This is a genomic window from Sphingomonas sp. NCPPB 2930 (assembly GCF_042867205.1).
Classification (GTDB): Bacteria; Pseudomonadota; Alphaproteobacteria; order Sphingomonadales; family Sphingomonadaceae; genus Sphingomonas.
Genome location: NZ_JBHZQU010000001.1, coordinates 415,302 through 430,901, shown reverse-complemented (window position 1 = coordinate 430,901; position 15,600 = coordinate 415,302). Strand labels below are relative to the sequence as shown.

The window sequence follows — 15,600 nt, the reverse complement described above, 5'->3', positions numbered from 1 at the left end:
CTTAAAACGGATTGCCTCGCCGCAAGCTTGTGCCGGGATGACGGGGTCAGAACTCGATGCCCTTTTGCGCCTTCACGCCCTGTTCGCGGAAGGGATGCTTCACTTGGGTCATGTCCGTGACCAGATCGGCCGCCGCGATCAGCGCCTCGGGGGCGTTGCGGCCCGTGATGACGACATGGGTCATCGCGCCCTTTGTCGCCAGCACCTCCAGCACCTCGTCGACCGGCAGATAGTCATAGCGCAACACGATGTTCAACTCGTCGGCAACGATCAGGTCATAGGCCGGGTCGGCGATCATCCGCTTCACCTCGTCCCAGGCGGTGCGCGCGGTGGCGATGTCGCGGGTGCGGTCCTGGGTGTTCCAGGTGAAGCCCTCGCCCATCGCGTGGAAGTCCACCTCGGGAAAGCGCGCCAGCACCGCCGCCTCGCCGGTGGTCATCGCGCCCTTGACGAACTGGACCATGCCGACGCGCATCCCATGGCCCACCGCGCGGATCACCATGCCCAGCGCGGCGGTCGTCTTGCCCTTGCCCTTGCCGGTATGGACGATGACCAGCCCCTTTTCGGCGTCGCGCGCGGCGACCATCCTGTCCTGCGCGACCTTCTTCTTGGCCATGCGCTCGGCATGTTCGGCGTCGGTTCGCATCATTTCTCTCCTGAAAGACGAAGGGGCAGCCCGGCGACCACCAGGTCGGTCGCGTCGCACACCCGCGCCAGCCGCTGGTTCAGCGACCCTTGCGCATCGCGGAAGCGGCGGGCCAGCGCATTGTCGGGGACGATGCCGAAGCCGACCTCGTTGCTGACCAGCACGACGGGGCCGGGCGCGTCCGCGATGGCGGCGACCAGCGCATCCCCCGCCGCCGTCAGGTCGGCCTCGCCCAGCAGCAGGTTGGTCAGCCACAAGGTCAGGCAGTCGACCAGCATCACCCGGTCGGCACGTCCATGCGCGGCCATGGCCTCGGGCAGCGCGAGCGGCGCCTCCACGGTCGACCAGCGCGCGTCGCGGTCGGCCTGGTGCCGCGCGATCCGGTCGCGCATCTCCGCGTCCCAGGCCTGCGCCGTCGCGATGAAGCAGCCGGTCGGCGTCATCGCCTCGGCCAGCGACTGGGCATGGCGGCTCTTGCCCGACCGGGCACCGCCGAGGACGAGGATGGTGCGGGGCGTGCGCATGCCCGTCCGCATCGCGGGAGCCGGGCTGTGACGCAAGCGGAAATGGCCGCGCTGACCTATCATGGCGGCCGGATCGATGCGGCCAGGGCGCTGTTCCCGAACGCGCCCGCGCCGTGGCTGGACCTGTCGACCGGCATCAATCCGGTTCCCTGGACGCCGCCCAAGGGGCTGGATGTCGATGCGGGGCCCTTGCCCGATCGCGGCGCGCTCGCCCGGCTGGAGGCATTGGCAGCGGCGCATTTCGGGGTCGCGGCCGACCGCGTCGCGGCGGTGCCGGGCAGCGAGATGGCGTTGCGACTGCTGCCGCTGCTCGGGGTGGCCCAGCCGATCGTGGCGCTTCGCCCCAGCTATGGCACGCACGGCGCGATCGCCACGACGCGCGTCGATCATGCCGCGCTGGAGAACTGGGCGGGGCAGACGGGCAGCCTGTTGCTCGCCAATCCCAACAACCCCGATGGGGTGGTTCATACCGGCGGGACACTGGCCCGGCTGGCCGAGGCGCAGGCGCGCGCGGGCGGCTGGCTGATCCTGGACGAAGCCTTTGCCGATGCGATGCCGGATCCCGGTTTCACCGGCGGCGCGCGGGTGGTGGTGCTGCGCTCGTTCGGCAAATTCTTCGGGCTGGCGGGTGTGCGGCTGGGCTTCGTGATCGCCGCGCCCGCGCTGCTGTCGCGGCTTCGCGACCTGCTGGGCGACTGGCCGGTATCGAGCCATGCGATGGTCTGGGGCGGCGCGGCCTATGCCGATCGCGCATGGATCGCGGCGACCCGCCTCGCGCTGGTCGAGCGCGCGGCGGCGCTCGATGCCGTGCTGGCGCGGCACGGGCTGGTCGCGAAGGGGGCGTGTCCGCTGTTCCGCATGGTCGAGACACCCGATGCGGGGTCTGTTTTCCACCGGCTGGCGGCGGCGGGGATTCTCGTCCGCCCCTTCGCCGACGCGCCCCAGCGGTTGCGTTTCGGCGTGCCCGCCTCGGTCGCGGAGCTTGCGCGGCTGGACAAGGTATTGGACCATGGCTGATCCGATCGCGCTGGTGGCACTGGCGCTCGATGCCGCGATCGGCTGGCCCGATCGGCTCTATGCCTGGGTCGGGCATCCGGTGGGCGGCTTTGCCCGGTTCCTCGATACCTGCGAACGGCATGGCAACCGGCCCGACCGGTCCGAGGCGACCCGCCGGGCGCTGGGGGTCGCGACGATCCTGACCCTGATCGCGCTGACTGGTGCTGCGGCATGGTGGCTGGACCGCGAGGCGCATCTGTTGTTCGGCCGATGGGGCTGGATCGCGAGTGCGGTCCTGGCCTGGCCTGCGCTGGCGCAGCGTAGCCTGTACGGGCATGTCCGCCCCGTCGCCGATGCGCTGATGCGTGGCGACCTGCCCGCCGCCCGCTCGGCGGTCGCGCGGGTGGTGGGGCGCGATACCCAAAGGCTGGACCAGGCGGGCGTGTCGCGCGCCGCGATCGAGACGCTGGCGGAGAGTTTCTGCGACGGCATCGTCGCGCCGCTCTTCTGGCTGTTGCTGCTCGGCCTGCCGGGCGTCTGGGTCTATAAGGCGATCAACACCGCCGACAGCATGATCGGGCACAAGGAGCCGCGCTGGCGCGCCTTTGGCTGGGCGGCGGCGCGGATCGATGACGGCGCGAACTGGATACCGGCGCGGATCGCCGGGGTGCTGGTCTGTGTGGCGGGCGCGGGCGGCTGGGCGGTGATGAAGCGCGATGCGCGCGCCCATGCCTCGCCCAATGCGGGCTGGCCCGAGGCGGCGATGGCGGGGGCGCTGGGCGTCGCGCTGGCGGGGCCGGTGAGCTATGACGGCGTGACCCAGATCAAGCCCTGGATCGGGCGCGGCGGCCGAAGCGCGACGCCCGCCGATATCGTGACGGGCTTGCAGATCTATGCCCGCGCCTGCCTGTTGCTGTGGATCGTCGCGGGGGGTGTCGCATGGCTGGCGTGATGATCCAGGGCACCGGGTCGGATGTCGGCAAGTCGGTGCTGGTGGCGGGGCTGTGCCGGGTCTTCGCCAATCGCGGGCTGACCGTCCGCCCGTTCAAGCCGCAGAATATGAGCAACAACGCCGCCGCGACGCCGCAGGGCGGCGAGATCGGCCGGGCGCAGGCGACCCAGGCGATGGCGGCGCGGGTCGAACCGCATGTCGACATGAACCCGGTGCTGCTCAAGCCGCAGGGCGACCGCAGTTCGCAACTGATCGTGCGCGGACAGGTGCGCGGGATACTGCCCGCCGCGAAGTGGCGCGAGGGGCGGATCGGGCTGCTGCCCAAAGTGGTGGAATGCTATCGCCGGTTGGAGGCGGATTGCGACCTCGTCATCGTCGAGGGCGCGGGCTCGCCCGCCGAGGTCAATCTGCGCAGCGGCGACATTGCCAATATGGGCTTTGCGCGCGCGGCGAACGTGCCGGTGGTGCTGGCCGGAGACATCGACCGGGGCGGGGTGATCGCGTCGCTGGTCGGCACCAGGGCGGTGATCGACCCGGCCGATGCCGCGATGATCCGGGGCTTTTTGGTCAACAAGTTTCGCGGCGACCCGGCGCTGTTCGCCGATGGCATGGCGCTGATCACCGGGCATACCGGCTGGCATTCGCTGGGGCTGATCCCCTGGCTGGCGGACGCGCGCCGCCTGCCGAGCGAGGATGCGGTGGCGCTGGAACGGCCCGCCGCCGGGGCCGGGGGGCGGGTGGTCATCGCCTGTCCGATCACCCCGCGCATCGCCAATTTCGACGATCTCGATCCGCTGCGCCTCGAACCCCAGGTCGATCTGGTCATGGTCCGCCCCGGCCAGCCCATTCCCGATGCCGCGATGATCGTGCTGGCGGGATCGAAGACGACCATCGCCGACCTGGCCTTCGTCCGCGCGCAGGGGTGGGATATCGACATCGCCGCGCATCATCGGCGCGGGCGGCCGGTGCTGGGCCTGTGCGGCGGCTATCAGATGCTCGGGCGGCGGGTGGCCGATCCGGATGGCGTCGAGGGCCCGGCGGGCAGCGTCGCGGGGCTGGGGCTGCTGGATGTCGAAACGGTGCTGACCGGCGAAAAGACGGTGCGGCCGGTGACGGGCGAGGCGCTGGGCGCGGCCTTTGCGGGGTATGAGATTCACCTTGGCCGGACTGAAGGGCCGGATGCCGCGCGTCCGGTCGGGCACCTCGCCGATGGCCGGGCGGAGGGCGCGATGAGCGCCGACGGGCTGGTCGCGGGCAGCTATGTCCATGGCCTGCTGGGCGAGGCGGGGCAGCGCGCGGCGTGGCTGGCGCGGATCGGCGTGGCGGGGGCGGGGCCCGATCACCGCGCCGATGTGGACGCTGCGCTCGACGCCATCGCCGCCGTGCTGGAGGCGCATGTCGATTGCGACGCGCTGTTGCGGATCGCTCAGGACGCCAGATAGAGGAGGGCGACGATCAGCAGGCCGGTCTCGGTCATCTCGATCCCGGCGCCGTGCACATCGCCGGTCACGCCGCCCAGCCTTCGCCGGAACCAGAACGACAGCGGCAGGATCAATAGCGGCGTGACGGCGATGGGTGGACAGGCCAGACCCAATAGGACCGCCGCCAGCAGCCAGGCGATCATGTCGAACGGCCGCACCGCGCGCGCCACCAGTGCCCCCAGCCCGCCGGGGCGCAACGGCGGCAGGACGCGCGCCCAGACCAGCGGACCGACCCGCGCCGCCGCCGGGATCAGCGCGAGCATCGGCCAGGCGCGCGCGGGTATTGCGTGGATCAGCACCAGCTTGGCGAGAAGCTGCATGACGAGCGCCACGACGCCGAAGCTGCCGATCTGTGGTTCGGCCATCACCGCCAGCAGCCGCGACCGGTCTCCATGCGCGGCGCCCAGCCCGTCGGCCAGGTCCGCCAGCCCGTCGAGGTGCAGCGCCCCCGTCACCCAGACCCAGGCCGCCAGCCCCGCCAGCGCCCCCGCCCAGGGATCGATATGCTGGCCGAGCCACGCCGCCCCCGCGACGATCGCCCCGACGACCAGCCCGGCGACCGGATAGAGCCGGATCGCCGCCGCAAAATCCGCCTCGTCCGCTGCGACGCGCGGCATGGGCAGGCGGGTCAGGAAACCGAGCGCGAGGATCAGCGGCTTCATGCCGTGACCAGTCCCATCACCTGCGCCGTGCGGGGGCGGCCGTCCCACACCTCCAGCGTCAACAGGCTGGCATAGGGCAGTGCGAAGGCCCAGACGGCGCGGCGGTCGAACCCGCACAGGATATGCAGCGCCGCGCGCATCGCGCCGCCATGGGTGACGACCAGCGTCGGTTCGGGCGGCAGCTCGGCGATGGCCGCCGCGACGCGCGCGACGAGATCGGACCAGCGCTCCCCGCCCGGCGGAGGGGCGGCATCGGGATCGTCCCAGAACCGGCCGAGCGCGGTCCGGTCGATCGCTTCGGGCACCAGCCCGTCCCAGTCGCCGAAATCCAGTTCGCGCCAGCGGGGATCGACCGTGGCGGGCCCGATCCCCTCGGCACAGGCGCGCGCGCGCGACAGGTCCGAACTGATCCGCCGGGTCACCGCCAGATCGCGTCCGCGCGCGGCGCAGGCGGCGATGCCCTCAACCGTCGCCGGGCTGTCGGTCCACCCCAGCATCCGCCCCGCCGCCTCGGGCTCGCCATGCCGAAGCAGATGCAGGCGAAACGCGCTCACGCGCTCGCCACGCCCGCCTCGGCAAAGGTCGCCATGCCGTCATGCGCCGCCAGCGCCGCGCGGATGACCTGGACCGCCACCGCCGCGCCGCTCGCTTCGCCCAGCCGCATGTTCAGCGACAGGATCGGCACAAGGTCCAGCCGCTCGAGCAGCCGGACATGGCCGGGCTCCGCCGAGCAATGGCCCGCCAGGCAATGGGCGGTGATCCCGGGATTGACCAGTGCCAGCGGTGCGATCGCGGCGGTGCCGATGAAGCCGTCCAGCACCACCGGCACGCCGCGGGTGCGTGCCGTCAGGATCGCGCCCGCCATCGCCGCGATCTCCCGCCCGCCCAGACGGCGCAGCAGTTCGAACGCGCTGGTCAGATGCTCGTGGTGCAGCGCCAGCCCCTCGGCCACCACCGCCGCCTTGCGCGACAGGCCGCGTGCATCCACCCCGGTGCCGGGACCGACCCAGTCGGCGGGATCGCCCCCGAAACTGGCGGCGGCCAGCGCGGCGGCGGGGGTCGTGTTGCCGATCCCCATCTCGCCCAGCACCAGCAGGTCGGCATCGCCGACCGCCGCCGCCCCCGCCGACAGCGCGGCCAGGCATTCCGCCTCGCTCATCGCCGGGCCGGTGGTGAAGTCGACCGTCGGCCGGTCGAGGTCGAGCGGCACGACCGACAGCTCCAGCCCGGCGGCGGCGGCCAGCGCGTTGATCGCGGCGCCCCCGGCGGCGAAATTGGCGACCATCTGTGCGGTCACCTCCGCCGGAAAGGCGCTGACCCCGCGCGCGACCACGCCGTGATTGCCCGCGAAGATCACCGCACGACCGCGATCGATCCGGGGCCGCTCGCGCCCCTGCCATCCGGCCAGGAAGATCGCGATGTCCTCCAGCCGTCCGAGCGAGCCCGGCGGCTTGGTCAGCTGCCCCTGCCGCCGCGCGGCGGCGTCGCGCGCGCCGGTATCCGGCTCGGGCAACACGGCCAGGGTCGTCTCGAAGCTGGCGATGGTCGGGAAAGCGGTCATTCGACGATGAATCCCTCGGGCGGCGTGCGGGTCAGGAAATGGCCCTTAACCCCTTGCGGCCATTGCTTGTAGGGCACCTGTCCCCAGTCGCTGTCGGCATAGGCGCGCGCATAGTCCAGGATCGCGCGCGCGGCCTCCTCGTCCGGGGCGAATTTGCCCATCACATAGCCGACCTTGCCGGGGCAGCGAAGATGGACCGTGCAGAAGGACTGGCAGGCAAAGAGGCAGGGCATCTCCTCGACCGCCACGTCCGCATAGGCCGGGTCGGAGGCTTTCACCGCGCGCAACGCCTCGACCAGCAGCGCGCCGCCGCGCCGCCCTTCGGCGTCCTCGCGCGCGTCGTCGGACAGGCGACAGGTGTTGCAGGCGACCACGGCGGGGCCGTTCGCGGCGGGTTTCAGCATGAACAGGGCTCGGTCATTGGGGCATGTCTCCACAAAGGCGCTGTCGTCGCGCGAGGGGATAGCCCCGTCCGCCCGGTACACCCTGACCGGCCGAAAGACGACCGCGACGGGCAGGTCTCCTGGCTCGCGGGTCGGTGCCGGTCCGCCGCCTTCTCGAGTTTCCCCAATGGCGTCGTGGCGAACGGCTCGCCGCTTACAGTTGCAGGGGCAGCCGGGGCGTCGCACCCCGTTCCCTTTTCATCCCCCGAAGGGGAACCTGTCGCGGGCCGAGCGATAGGCGCGGGGAGGGCGGGAGGCAACACCGCTATTCCCTTCCCAACCCCCGCCGTCCGCCCCGGCGAAGGCCGGGGCCCAGTTGCGGTGACGTTCGTGGGGCGCCTGATGGAACGCCGAAACTGGACCCCGGCCTTCGCCGGGGTGGTGCTATTGTGGCTGAGGGAAGGGTACTATTCCTCCCCGCGCAACGCCTTCAGGAAAAAGGCATATTGCCGTCGCATCGCATAGGCCACCGGGCCGGTGCTGCGCCCGGCGGTATGCTCGCCGCCGGGGATGACCAGCAGGTCGAAATCCTTGTCCGCCTTGATCAGCGCATCGACCACCTGGGTCGTGCTGGCGGGATCGACATTGGAGTCCTGTTCGCCGACGACCAGCATCAGCTTGCCCTGCAACTGGTGCGCATGGACCACGCCCGACGCGTCCAGATAGCTCTGGTCGACCGGATAGCCGAGCCATTGTTCGTTCCAGTCGATCTTGTCCATCCGGTTGTCGAAACACCCGGCATAGGCGACCCCGGCCTTGTAGAAGTCGGGGTGGAACAGCAGCGCGTTCAGCGTGCTCTGCCCGCCCGCCGAGCCGCCATAGATGCCGACGCGGGAAAGATCGACGGCGGGGTCCTTCGCCGCCAGCGCCTTCATCCAGGCGATCCGGTCGGGAAAGCCGCTATCGGCCAGGTTCTTCCAGGCGACGTCGTGAAAGGCCTTGGAACGGTTGGCGGTGCCCATGCCGTCGATCATCACGACGATGAAGCCCAGATCGGCGAGCTGCTGCATCCCCATGACCTTGTCGCCGCCCGAAAAGCCGCCGAACGGCCAGAAGGCCTTGGGCACGAAGCTGTCATGCGGCCCGGCATAGATGTTCTCGATCACCGGATAGCGCTTGGCGGGGTCGTAATCGCGCGGGCGGACGACCAGGCCGTGGATATCTGTCCGGCCGTCGCGGCCCTTGGCGGTGAAGCGCTCCGGCGGGCGGAACCCGGCGGCGGTCAGCGCGGTGATGTCGCCCTTTTCCAGCGTCTGGATCAGGCGGCCGTCGCGCGCGTCATGCAGTTCCATCGTCTCCGGCAGGTCGGTGCGCGAATAGACGTCGACATAGGTGGACATGTCGGGGGAGAAGCGGACCTCGTGCGTCGCATTCTCCTGGGTCAGCCGGGTCAGGTTGCGGCCGTCGAAATCGACCCGGAACCATTGCTTGTAATAGGGATCTTCGCCGGGCACGAAGCCGCTGGCCGAGAACCAGATCTGGCGCTTGTCGTCATCGACCTTCGCGATGTCGCGGACGATCCATTGGCCCTTGGTGATCTGGCGAACGATCCGGCCGGTCGTGCCGTCGATCATATAGAGATGCCGCCAGCCGTCCCGCTCCGACGCCCAGAGAATCTCGCGGCCCATATCCTTTACGTCGTGCGACCAGATGCGGTCGCGAAAGACGAAGGTCTTCGCGGTTTCGGTCACGGCGGCATGCGCCTTGCCGGTGTCGGCATCGACCGCGATGATCTTCGCCTCGCCGAAGCCGCGCTTCAGATCGTCGAAGGCGAAGCTCCTGCCATCGGCCCGCCAGGCCGGGGCCGACAGGGTATAGGCATTTGCGAACAGCGACGGGTCGATCTCGGTCCGCCTGCCGTCGGCGACGCGGAACAGGACGGGCGCTTCCTGATCCACCGCGTCGCCGGGCTTGGGATAGAGTTGCTGGACGACCTCGGGCTGGACTTTGCCCGGCGGCGCGGCGAGGACGCGGGTGACCATGCGGGGATAGCCGGGGCGGACGCGCTGGAGCGCGACATGCTGGCCGTCCGGGCTCCAGGCGATCGTCTCGGGATCGTAGAAATTGGCGGGGCTGCCGTCCTGGGACCGCCACAATTCCTTGCCGCCCCCCGCCTCGCGCACGACCAGATTGTCGTCGAGAACCAGCGCCTCCAGCCTGCCGTCGGGCGAGAGGCGGGGATGGTTATCGGCGGGCACGCGCAGGTCGCGCACCACGCCGAATCCGCGCGGGCGGCTGGGGTTTTCCGGCGGGACGACGGTGCAGGCGGGCCGGGCGAGGACGCAGCGATAGGTGACGCCGTCCTCATAGCCGATGCTGAAGGTGATCGCCGAACGATCGGGCGTATAGGCGAAATGATCGAAGGGCAGGCGGAGCGGCGCGATCGGCTTGCCCATGACCCTGGCCAATGCGGGGGCGAGCGCAGCAGCGTCGAAGGCGGGGGCCTTGGCGCGGCTGGTCGCGTCCACATCGACGAAGGCGAAGCCGCCCGCCACCGTCTTGCGATAATGGAAATGCCGTCCGTCCGCGTCCCACTCGGCGGGGGAGGCGATGTCACGGGTCAGCCATTGCCATTGCTCGCGAAGGGCCAGCGACTTGGCGATGCGGTCGGGCACGCCCTGCGCGGCGACCGGACCGGCGGCGAGCAACAGCGAAAGCGTCAGCAGGGTCTTCAACGGGCCGCTCCAATGGTGAAGCTGTAGGTCAGGGGCTGGAGCGGAATGCGGTATGGCATGTGCGCCCGGCCATCGAGGTTCCAGCCGGTATCGCCGCCGACTCCGACCTGCGCGGCGTCGATCAGCAGCGTGCCGTCGCCATGCGGGCTGATGTCCGAGCTGTGCGCTTGGGACGGCGGCTTCATCGCCAGGTCGGCATAGGGGAAGGGCAGGGCGTTGACCGAAAGCGGCTGCGCCCCCGTCACGCGGAGCCCGACGCCGGTGCCGGTGAGTTGCAGCCAGCGCACATCGGTCTTGTTGCCGCTCTCCTGCGGGCGGGCATAGTCGTGATACTGGTCGGCCAGCGCCCCGCTCCAGCGGGCGATCATCGCGCCGGTCTTGCGGTCGGCATAGCTTTCCCACGGGCCGCGCCCGAACCAGCTGAGCTGGGTGAATTGCTGCCCCGGCGTCGCGAAGGCGAGGCCGACGCGCAGGGGATCGGGCAGCGTCGCGCGCAGCGGCGTGAAGCGGACGGTGGCCGTCGCATTGCCGTCCGGCGCCATGGTCCAGCGGGTCTGCATCTTGACCGATCCGACGCCCATGTCGTGATCCACGACGATGGCATCGCCCTCGCGCCGGATCGCGTCGAGGCGGCGATGCTCGGAGAAATATTGCCACATCGCATGGCTCTTGGGCACGCCCGCGCCCACGTCATTGTCGGTCGGTGCGCGGGTGAAATCGGGGGTGCCACCGGTCAGCAGCGTCTTGCCGCCCCGCGCATAACGGCGGACGAGCCCGGTCGTCCGGTCGATCTCCAGCACGGCATCGCCCGCCGCCAGCGTCATCGAATCGGCGCTTTCCTGCGGCGCGACCGACCCGGCGGGCACGGCGGCGAAGACCGGGCCGGTCAGCGCGAACTGGTCCCAGCCGACGACATGGCCCGCGGGCAGCGGCGGGATCGCCCCCGCTTTGGTCCGCGCGCGCAGGATCAGCGAACGCTCGGCCGAGGCATCCCTGGGCGCGGGCAGGGCGAAGGACAGGGGCGCGCTGGCCCCCGCCGCCACGGACGGCGTGGCGATGCTGCCGCGGGCCGTCTCGACGCCATTCTCCAGCACCGTCCAGTCCAGCGTGAAGCGCGAAAGGTCGATATGGTCGTGGCGGTTGACCACCTGCCACCCGCCGTCCTTGTGGGTGAAATGGATCGGCGACTGGACATGCGCCATCTCGTAATATTCGGGGTCGGGCGTCCGATCCGACTGGATCACGCCGTCGCCGACCGGGCTGTCGTCGCCGTGCAGCCCGGCATCCTTGGGATCGGGATCATAGTCCAGGCCCTGTCCCCAATAGGGGCGGCCGTCCTTGTCCTTCAGGATCATCGTCTGGTCGACCCAGTCCCAGACGAAGCCGCCCTGGAGTTTGGGATATTTGCGGAATACGTCCCAATAGCCCTGGAAGTCGCCCAGGCTGTTGCCCATCGCATGGGCATATTCGCACAGGATCAGCGGCTGGGTGAATTCGGGCCGCTGGGCATAGTCGGCCAGCTTCTCGACATCGTCGTACATGGGCGCGAAGATGTCGACATAGGCATTGGTCGGATGTCGCCAGCCGCTCATGCTGTAACCCAGGAAGTTGATCAGCCGGGTCTTGTCGTGCTGGCGGATCCATTTCGCCGCCGCCTCGAAATTGGGGCCGACGCCGCTTTCATTGCCCAGCGACCAGAAGATGATCGAGGGGTGGTTGCGATCGCGCTCGACCATCCGCTGCACCCGGTCGAGATGCGCCGCCGCCCATTCGGGCTTGTGGCCCAGGTTCAGCGTCGGATCGCCCTTTTCCTGGGTGAGGCTCAAGTAACCGTGGCTCTCGATATTGGCCTCGTCCATCACGTAGAGGCCATATTCGTCAGCCAGGTCGTACCAGCGCGGGTCGTTGGGATAGTGCGAGGTGCGGACCGCGTTGATATTGGCGGCCTTCATCAGCTCGATATCCTTGCGCATCGTCTCTTCGGACACGACGCGGAAGGTATGCGGGTCATGCTCGTGCCGGTTGACGCCGCGGATCATGATCCGCTTGCCGTTGACCCGCACCTCGCCGCCCGCGACCTCGACGGTGCGGAAGCCGATGCGGCGGCTGGTCGCCTCAATCAGCTTGCCCTTCGCGTCGAGCAGTTCGACCAGCAGCGTGTAGAGATTGGGGTCCTCGGCGCTCCACGTCTTCACCGCCGGAACCTCGGCGGCGATCGTCGCGGTCGTGCCGGTCGGCGTCGCGGTCCGGGTCAGCACGACCCGCTTGCCGTCGAGCAGCGTGGCGCGCACCGAGGTCGCCTGCGCCGCGCCCGCCAGGTCGATCGCGGCCGACAGCGTCCCGTCGCGATAGTCATGGGTCAGCCCGGCATCGATCGCCAGATCGCGGATATGCGTCTGCGGCGCGGCATAGAGGGTGATCGAGCGTTCGATCCCGTTGACCCGCCAGAAATCCTGATCCTCGAGGTAGCTGCCGTCCGAATGGCGATAGAGCTCGATCGCGATGGTGTTCTTGCCCGGCTTCGCGGCGCGGCTGATGTCGAATTCGGCGGGGAGCTTGGAATCCTCCGAATAGCCGATCTTCTGGCCGTTGACCCAAAGATAATAGGCCGCCCCCGCCGCGCCGATGTTGAGGAGCAGGCGGCGTCCGGCGAAATGCGCCGGAACGGTGAAGTCGCGGCGATAGGACGCGACCTCGTTCAGCCGGTGCTCGATAAAGGGTTCGTTGCGCGGAAAGGGATAGCCGCTGCCGACGAAGACCGGACGGCTCAGCCCCTGCGCCTGGAGGATGCCGGGGACCGCCACGTCGTGCCAGCTCGAAACGTCGCGCGCCGGGTCCTCGAAGCCGATCGGGCGCGCCTCGGGATTGGGCGACATGTGCACCTTCCACGTCCCGTCGAGCGACAGGTGATAGCGCGACCGGGCGACATCGCCCGCCAGCGCCGCCGACCGCGTCTCGAACCCGGCGAAACTGCTGTGCATCGGCTCCGCGCCGATCCGGTTGATCGCGGGATTCTCCCAATCGGGGCGGGGCGGGACGGGTTGGGGAGCCGGGGGTTGCGCCAGCGCGCTGCTCGCCATCATGGCCGACAGGCTTGCCCACAGGGCCAGTCGCTTCGTCGCCATATCCCATCCTTCTCCTCTGAAACCGCGCCATGCTAGATTATACGGAATACAATTTAAAGGCATGGTCGTCGGATTTAGCGCTTGTCATCCATGATACAAAATATCATTAGCCGCTGCCGGGGGGCGAATGGGAAAGGCCCGGATGATGACCGAACGCAACGATGGCGACGAGGCGGCGCTGGCCGCCATGCCGGGAGGAGCGCCGCATCATCGCGGCGGCTGGGGCGTGGACCGTCTGGCCATCTCGGCATCGACCCTGTGCCTGATCCATTGCCTGTTCCTGCCCGTGCTGGCCGCCTTCCTGCCCGCGCTCGCCCAGTGGACCGACACCGGCGAGGCGTTCCATCTCGTCATGCTGGCCATCGCGGTCCCGCTGAGCAGCTTCGCGCTGATCCGGGGATGGCGGCAGCATCGCGTGGTGGGCCCGCTGCTGGCCGGCGCGAGCGGTCTGCTCCTGCTGATGTTCGGGGTGATGCTCGACCATATGCTGATCGGCACGATCCTGACCGTCGGTGGCGGCATCACGCTGGCGCTGGCGCATATCGCCAATCTCCATGCCACCAACATGCGGCTGCTGGCCGCGCTGTAACCCGATTTCTTCAACCCGAGCCGTGAGTGGGGGACGCCGTGTCCAAATCGAAGTTCGTCGCATCCTGTCTGGTCCTGGCCCTGATGGGCACCGCCGCGCTGGCCGAAGTGCGCGAGGGGGACGAGCCGCCGCACTATCTGCCCGCAGGCGGGTTCGACCTGCTCGCGATCCTGCCGCCCGCGCCCAGGCCGGACGATGCGCGCGGCAAGGCCGACCGGGCGATCTTCCGCCAGACGCGCAAGCTGGTCGGCACGCCGCGCTGGGCGCTGGCGACCAACGACGTGAAGCTGGACGATGCGGACATGGCGCATGACTTCTCCTGCGCGCTGGGCATCACGCTGACCCCGCAGAACGCCCCGGTGACGATCCGGCTGATCGACGCGGTCGGCTCCGACACCGCGCGCGCCACGGGGATCGCCAAGCGCTATTACAAGCGGCAGCGCCCCTATCTGATCGACCGGGGTCCGGTCTGCCAGCCCGCATCCGAGCTCACGGGCAGCTATGACTATCCCTCGGGCCACACCACGGCGGGATGGACCTGGGCGATGCTGCTGGCCGAGATCGCGCCCGACCGCGCGACGCCGATCCTGGCGCGCGGGCGGGCCTTTGGCGAAAGCCGGATCGTCTGCGGCGCGCACAATGCCAGCGCGGTCGAGGGCGGGCGGCTGTCCGCCACCGTGACGCTGACCGCGCTGTCGCAGAGCCCCACCTTCCAGCATGACCTGGCCGCCGCGCGGGCCGAGATCGACGCGCTGCGCCGGAACCCGGCGACGCCGCGCCCGGACGCGGCCGCCTGTCGGCAGGAGGCGGCGCTGGTCGCGCAACCGATCTTCTGACCATTCACCCGTTTCATGACGGAACTGTCATCCGCCGTACCTGTTCGGGTGGGGCGGGCGGCTTTTCGGCAAGGAACGGGATTATGGACAAGATTTCGGCATCGCGGCGCGCTGTCCTCGGTGGAGCGGCGGCGGCCGTCGCGGCCCCTGCGGTCGCGGCGCAGGCGACCGGCCCCGCGGCCACGCCGGTCAACACCGTGCAGGACCCGGTCAACCGTTACCCCAGGCCGCCCTTTCCCCGCCAGCCCCAGGCCTGGCCCGGCCTCGCCAGCAAGATGCAGCCGCTGCCCGATCATGGCGAGAAGAGCTATCGCGGCTCGGGGCGGCTGTCGGGGCGCAAGGCGCTGATCACCGGCGGCGATTCGGGGATCGGGCGCGCCGCCGCCATCGCCTATGCGCGCGAAGGCGCCGATGTCGCGATCAACTATCTACCCGCCGAGGAATCGGACGCACGCGAGGTCATCGCGCTGATCCGGGCCGAGGGGCGCAAGGGCGTGGCCATCCCCGGCGACATTCGCGATCCCGCTTTTTGCCGCAAGCTGGTCGCCGGTGCCGTGCGCGAGCTGGGCGGGCTGGACATATTGGTCAACAATGCCGGGCGCCAGCAATCGGTCGAGGACCTCGCCGATCTGGACGAGGCGGCGTTCGACTGGACGATGAAGACCAATATCTATGCGCCTTTCTGGATCACCAAGGCGGCGCTGCCGCATCTGAAGCCCGGATCGGCGATCATCATCACCGCCTCGGTCCAGGCCTTCCAGCCCTCGGGCAATCTGTTCGACTATGCCCAGACCAAGGCGGCCAATGTCGCCTTCGCCAAGTCGCTCGCCAAGCAGCTCGGCCCCAAGGGCATCCGGGTGAACGCGGTCGCGCCGGGCCCGTTCTGGACCCCGCTCCAGCCCTCGGGCGGGCAGCCGACCGACAAGGTGGCGAGCTTTGGCGAGGATACGCCGCTGGGCCGTCCGGGCCAGCCCGCCGAGCTGGCGGCGACCTATGTGACGCTGGCCGCGCTCGAACAAAGCTATGCCACGGGGCAGGTGTTCGGCGCGTCGGGCGGTACCGGCGTGGGCTGAACCGTCCCGCTCCCGCCAGGCTTTTTGCAGCCTCGCT

At 69.8% G+C, this 15,600-nt stretch carries 14 protein-coding genes and 1 riboswitch; of the genes, 6 read left to right on the top strand and 8 right to left on the bottom strand.

What is annotated here, in order from left to right; translation table 11 throughout:
- Positions 1-46: 46 nt before the first annotated feature.
- Positions 47-646 carry a cob(I)yrinic acid a,c-diamide adenosyltransferase gene (gene cobO / locus ACFX59_RS01970; protein ID WP_387429123.1) on the bottom strand — a complete coding sequence of 200 codons (600 nt, stop codon included), beginning with the start codon at positions 644-646 and terminating at the stop codon, positions 47-49.
- Positions 646-1,170, bottom strand: coding sequence for a bifunctional adenosylcobinamide kinase/adenosylcobinamide-phosphate guanylyltransferase (gene cobU, locus ACFX59_RS01965; RefSeq protein ID WP_387429120.1), 525 nt, complete (start codon positions 1,168-1,170; stop codon positions 646-648). The genes cobO and cobU overlap by 1 nt, the downstream gene beginning before the upstream one ends.
- A gap of 27 nt (positions 1,171-1,197) precedes the next feature.
- On the opposite strand from cobU, the gene ACFX59_RS01960 reads away from it, so the two are divergent.
- The 3 genes from ACFX59_RS01960 to ACFX59_RS01950 are packed head-to-tail and all read left to right on the top strand — an operon-like array spanning position 1,198 to position 4,560.
- Positions 1,198-2,187, top strand: a complete 990-nt coding sequence (locus ACFX59_RS01960) for an aminotransferase class I/II-fold pyridoxal phosphate-dependent enzyme (protein ID WP_387429117.1) — start codon at positions 1,198-1,200, stop codon at positions 2,185-2,187.
- Positions 2,180-3,118, top strand: a complete 939-nt coding sequence (gene cbiB / locus ACFX59_RS01955; protein WP_387429114.1) for an adenosylcobinamide-phosphate synthase CbiB — start codon at positions 2,180-2,182, stop codon at positions 3,116-3,118. The genes ACFX59_RS01960 and cbiB overlap by 8 nt, the downstream gene beginning before the upstream one ends.
- Positions 3,106-4,560: a cobyric acid synthase gene (locus ACFX59_RS01950; RefSeq protein WP_387429111.1), complete on the top strand. Its 1,455-nt coding sequence runs from the start codon at positions 3,106-3,108 to the stop codon at positions 4,558-4,560. The genes cbiB and ACFX59_RS01950 overlap by 13 nt, the downstream gene beginning before the upstream one ends.
- Here ACFX59_RS01950 and cobS read toward each other — a convergent pair.
- The 6 genes from cobS to ACFX59_RS01920 form a co-directional block, all read right to left on the bottom strand.
- Positions 4,545-5,261, bottom strand: coding sequence for an adenosylcobinamide-GDP ribazoletransferase (gene cobS / locus ACFX59_RS01945; protein ID WP_387429108.1), 717 nt, complete (start codon positions 5,259-5,261; stop codon positions 4,545-4,547). The two genes, ACFX59_RS01950 and cobS, sit on opposite strands and share 16 nt — an antisense overlap.
- Positions 5,258-5,815 (bottom strand): histidine phosphatase family protein, encoded by a 558-nt coding sequence (locus tag ACFX59_RS01940; protein ID WP_387429105.1) that lies wholly within the window; start codon positions 5,813-5,815, stop codon positions 5,258-5,260. The genes cobS and ACFX59_RS01940 overlap by 4 nt, the downstream gene beginning before the upstream one ends.
- Positions 5,812-6,822 (bottom strand): nicotinate-nucleotide--dimethylbenzimidazole phosphoribosyltransferase, encoded by a 1,011-nt coding sequence (gene cobT / locus ACFX59_RS01935; protein WP_387429102.1) that lies wholly within the window; start codon positions 6,820-6,822, stop codon positions 5,812-5,814. Before cobT ends, ACFX59_RS01940 begins: the two co-directional genes overlap by 4 nt.
- Positions 6,819-7,226: a DUF1636 domain-containing protein gene (locus ACFX59_RS01930; protein ID WP_307100414.1), complete on the bottom strand. Its 408-nt coding sequence runs from the start codon at positions 7,224-7,226 to the stop codon at positions 6,819-6,821. Before ACFX59_RS01930 ends, cobT begins: the two co-directional genes overlap by 4 nt.
- Before the next feature lie 91 nt (positions 7,227-7,317).
- Positions 7,318-7,501, bottom strand: a riboswitch (cobalamin riboswitch).
- A gap of 171 nt (positions 7,502-7,672) precedes the next feature.
- Positions 7,673-9,940 (bottom strand): DPP IV N-terminal domain-containing protein, encoded by a 2,268-nt coding sequence (locus ACFX59_RS01925; RefSeq protein WP_387429099.1) that lies wholly within the window; start codon positions 9,938-9,940, stop codon positions 7,673-7,675.
- Positions 9,937-13,065, bottom strand: coding sequence for a glycoside hydrolase family 2 TIM barrel-domain containing protein (locus ACFX59_RS01920; protein WP_387429096.1), 3,129 nt, complete (start codon positions 13,063-13,065; stop codon positions 9,937-9,939). The genes ACFX59_RS01925 and ACFX59_RS01920 overlap by 4 nt, the downstream gene beginning before the upstream one ends.
- 142 nt (positions 13,066-13,207) lie before the next feature.
- On the opposite strand from ACFX59_RS01920, the gene ACFX59_RS01915 reads away from it, so the two are divergent.
- The 3 genes from ACFX59_RS01915 (at position 13,208) to ACFX59_RS01905 (ending at position 15,563) form a co-directional block, all read left to right on the top strand.
- The gene (locus ACFX59_RS01915; RefSeq protein ID WP_387429093.1) at positions 13,208-13,654 is read left to right on the top strand and encodes a MerC domain-containing protein; all 447 of its coding nucleotides are present in this window, start codon (positions 13,208-13,210) and stop codon (positions 13,652-13,654) included.
- 38 nt (positions 13,655-13,692) lie between these two features.
- Positions 13,693-14,490, top strand: a complete 798-nt coding sequence (locus ACFX59_RS01910; RefSeq protein ID WP_387429091.1) for a phosphatase PAP2 family protein — start codon at positions 13,693-13,695, stop codon at positions 14,488-14,490.
- Positions 14,491-14,573: 83 nt separating this feature from the next.
- On the top strand, positions 14,574-15,563 hold the full coding sequence (locus ACFX59_RS01905; protein ID WP_387429088.1) for an SDR family oxidoreductase: 990 nt from the start codon (positions 14,574-14,576) through the stop codon (positions 15,561-15,563).
- Positions 15,564-15,600 lie beyond the last annotated feature (37 nt).

Coding starts and splice junctions, on each gene's coding strand:
- cobO (WP_387429123.1), bottom strand. CDS start 646: ATGCGAACCGACGCCGAACATGCCGAGCGCATGGCCAAGAAGAAGGTC.
- cobU (WP_387429120.1), bottom strand. CDS start 1,170: ATGCGCACGCCCCGCACCATCCTCGTCCTCGGCGGTGCCCGGTCGGGC.
- cbiB (WP_387429114.1), top strand. CDS start 2,180: ATGGCTGATCCGATCGCGCTGGTGGCACTGGCGCTCGATGCCGCGATC.
- ACFX59_RS01950 (WP_387429111.1), top strand. CDS start 3,106: ATGGCTGGCGTGATGATCCAGGGCACCGGGTCGGATGTCGGCAAGTCG.
- cobS (WP_387429108.1), bottom strand. CDS start 5,261: ATGAAGCCGCTGATCCTCGCGCTCGGTTTCCTGACCCGCCTGCCCATG.
- cobT (WP_387429102.1), bottom strand. CDS start 6,822: ATGACCGCTTTCCCGACCATCGCCAGCTTCGAGACGACCCTGGCCGTG.
- ACFX59_RS01930 (WP_307100414.1), bottom strand. CDS start 7,226: ATGCTGAAACCCGCCGCGAACGGCCCCGCCGTGGTCGCCTGCAACACC.
- ACFX59_RS01920 (WP_387429096.1), bottom strand. CDS start 13,065: ATGGCGACGAAGCGACTGGCCCTGTGGGCAAGCCTGTCGGCCATGATG.
- ACFX59_RS01915 (WP_387429093.1), top strand. CDS start 13,208: ATGATGACCGAACGCAACGATGGCGACGAGGCGGCGCTGGCCGCCATG.
- ACFX59_RS01905 (WP_387429088.1), top strand. CDS start 14,574: ATGGACAAGATTTCGGCATCGCGGCGCGCTGTCCTCGGTGGAGCGGCG.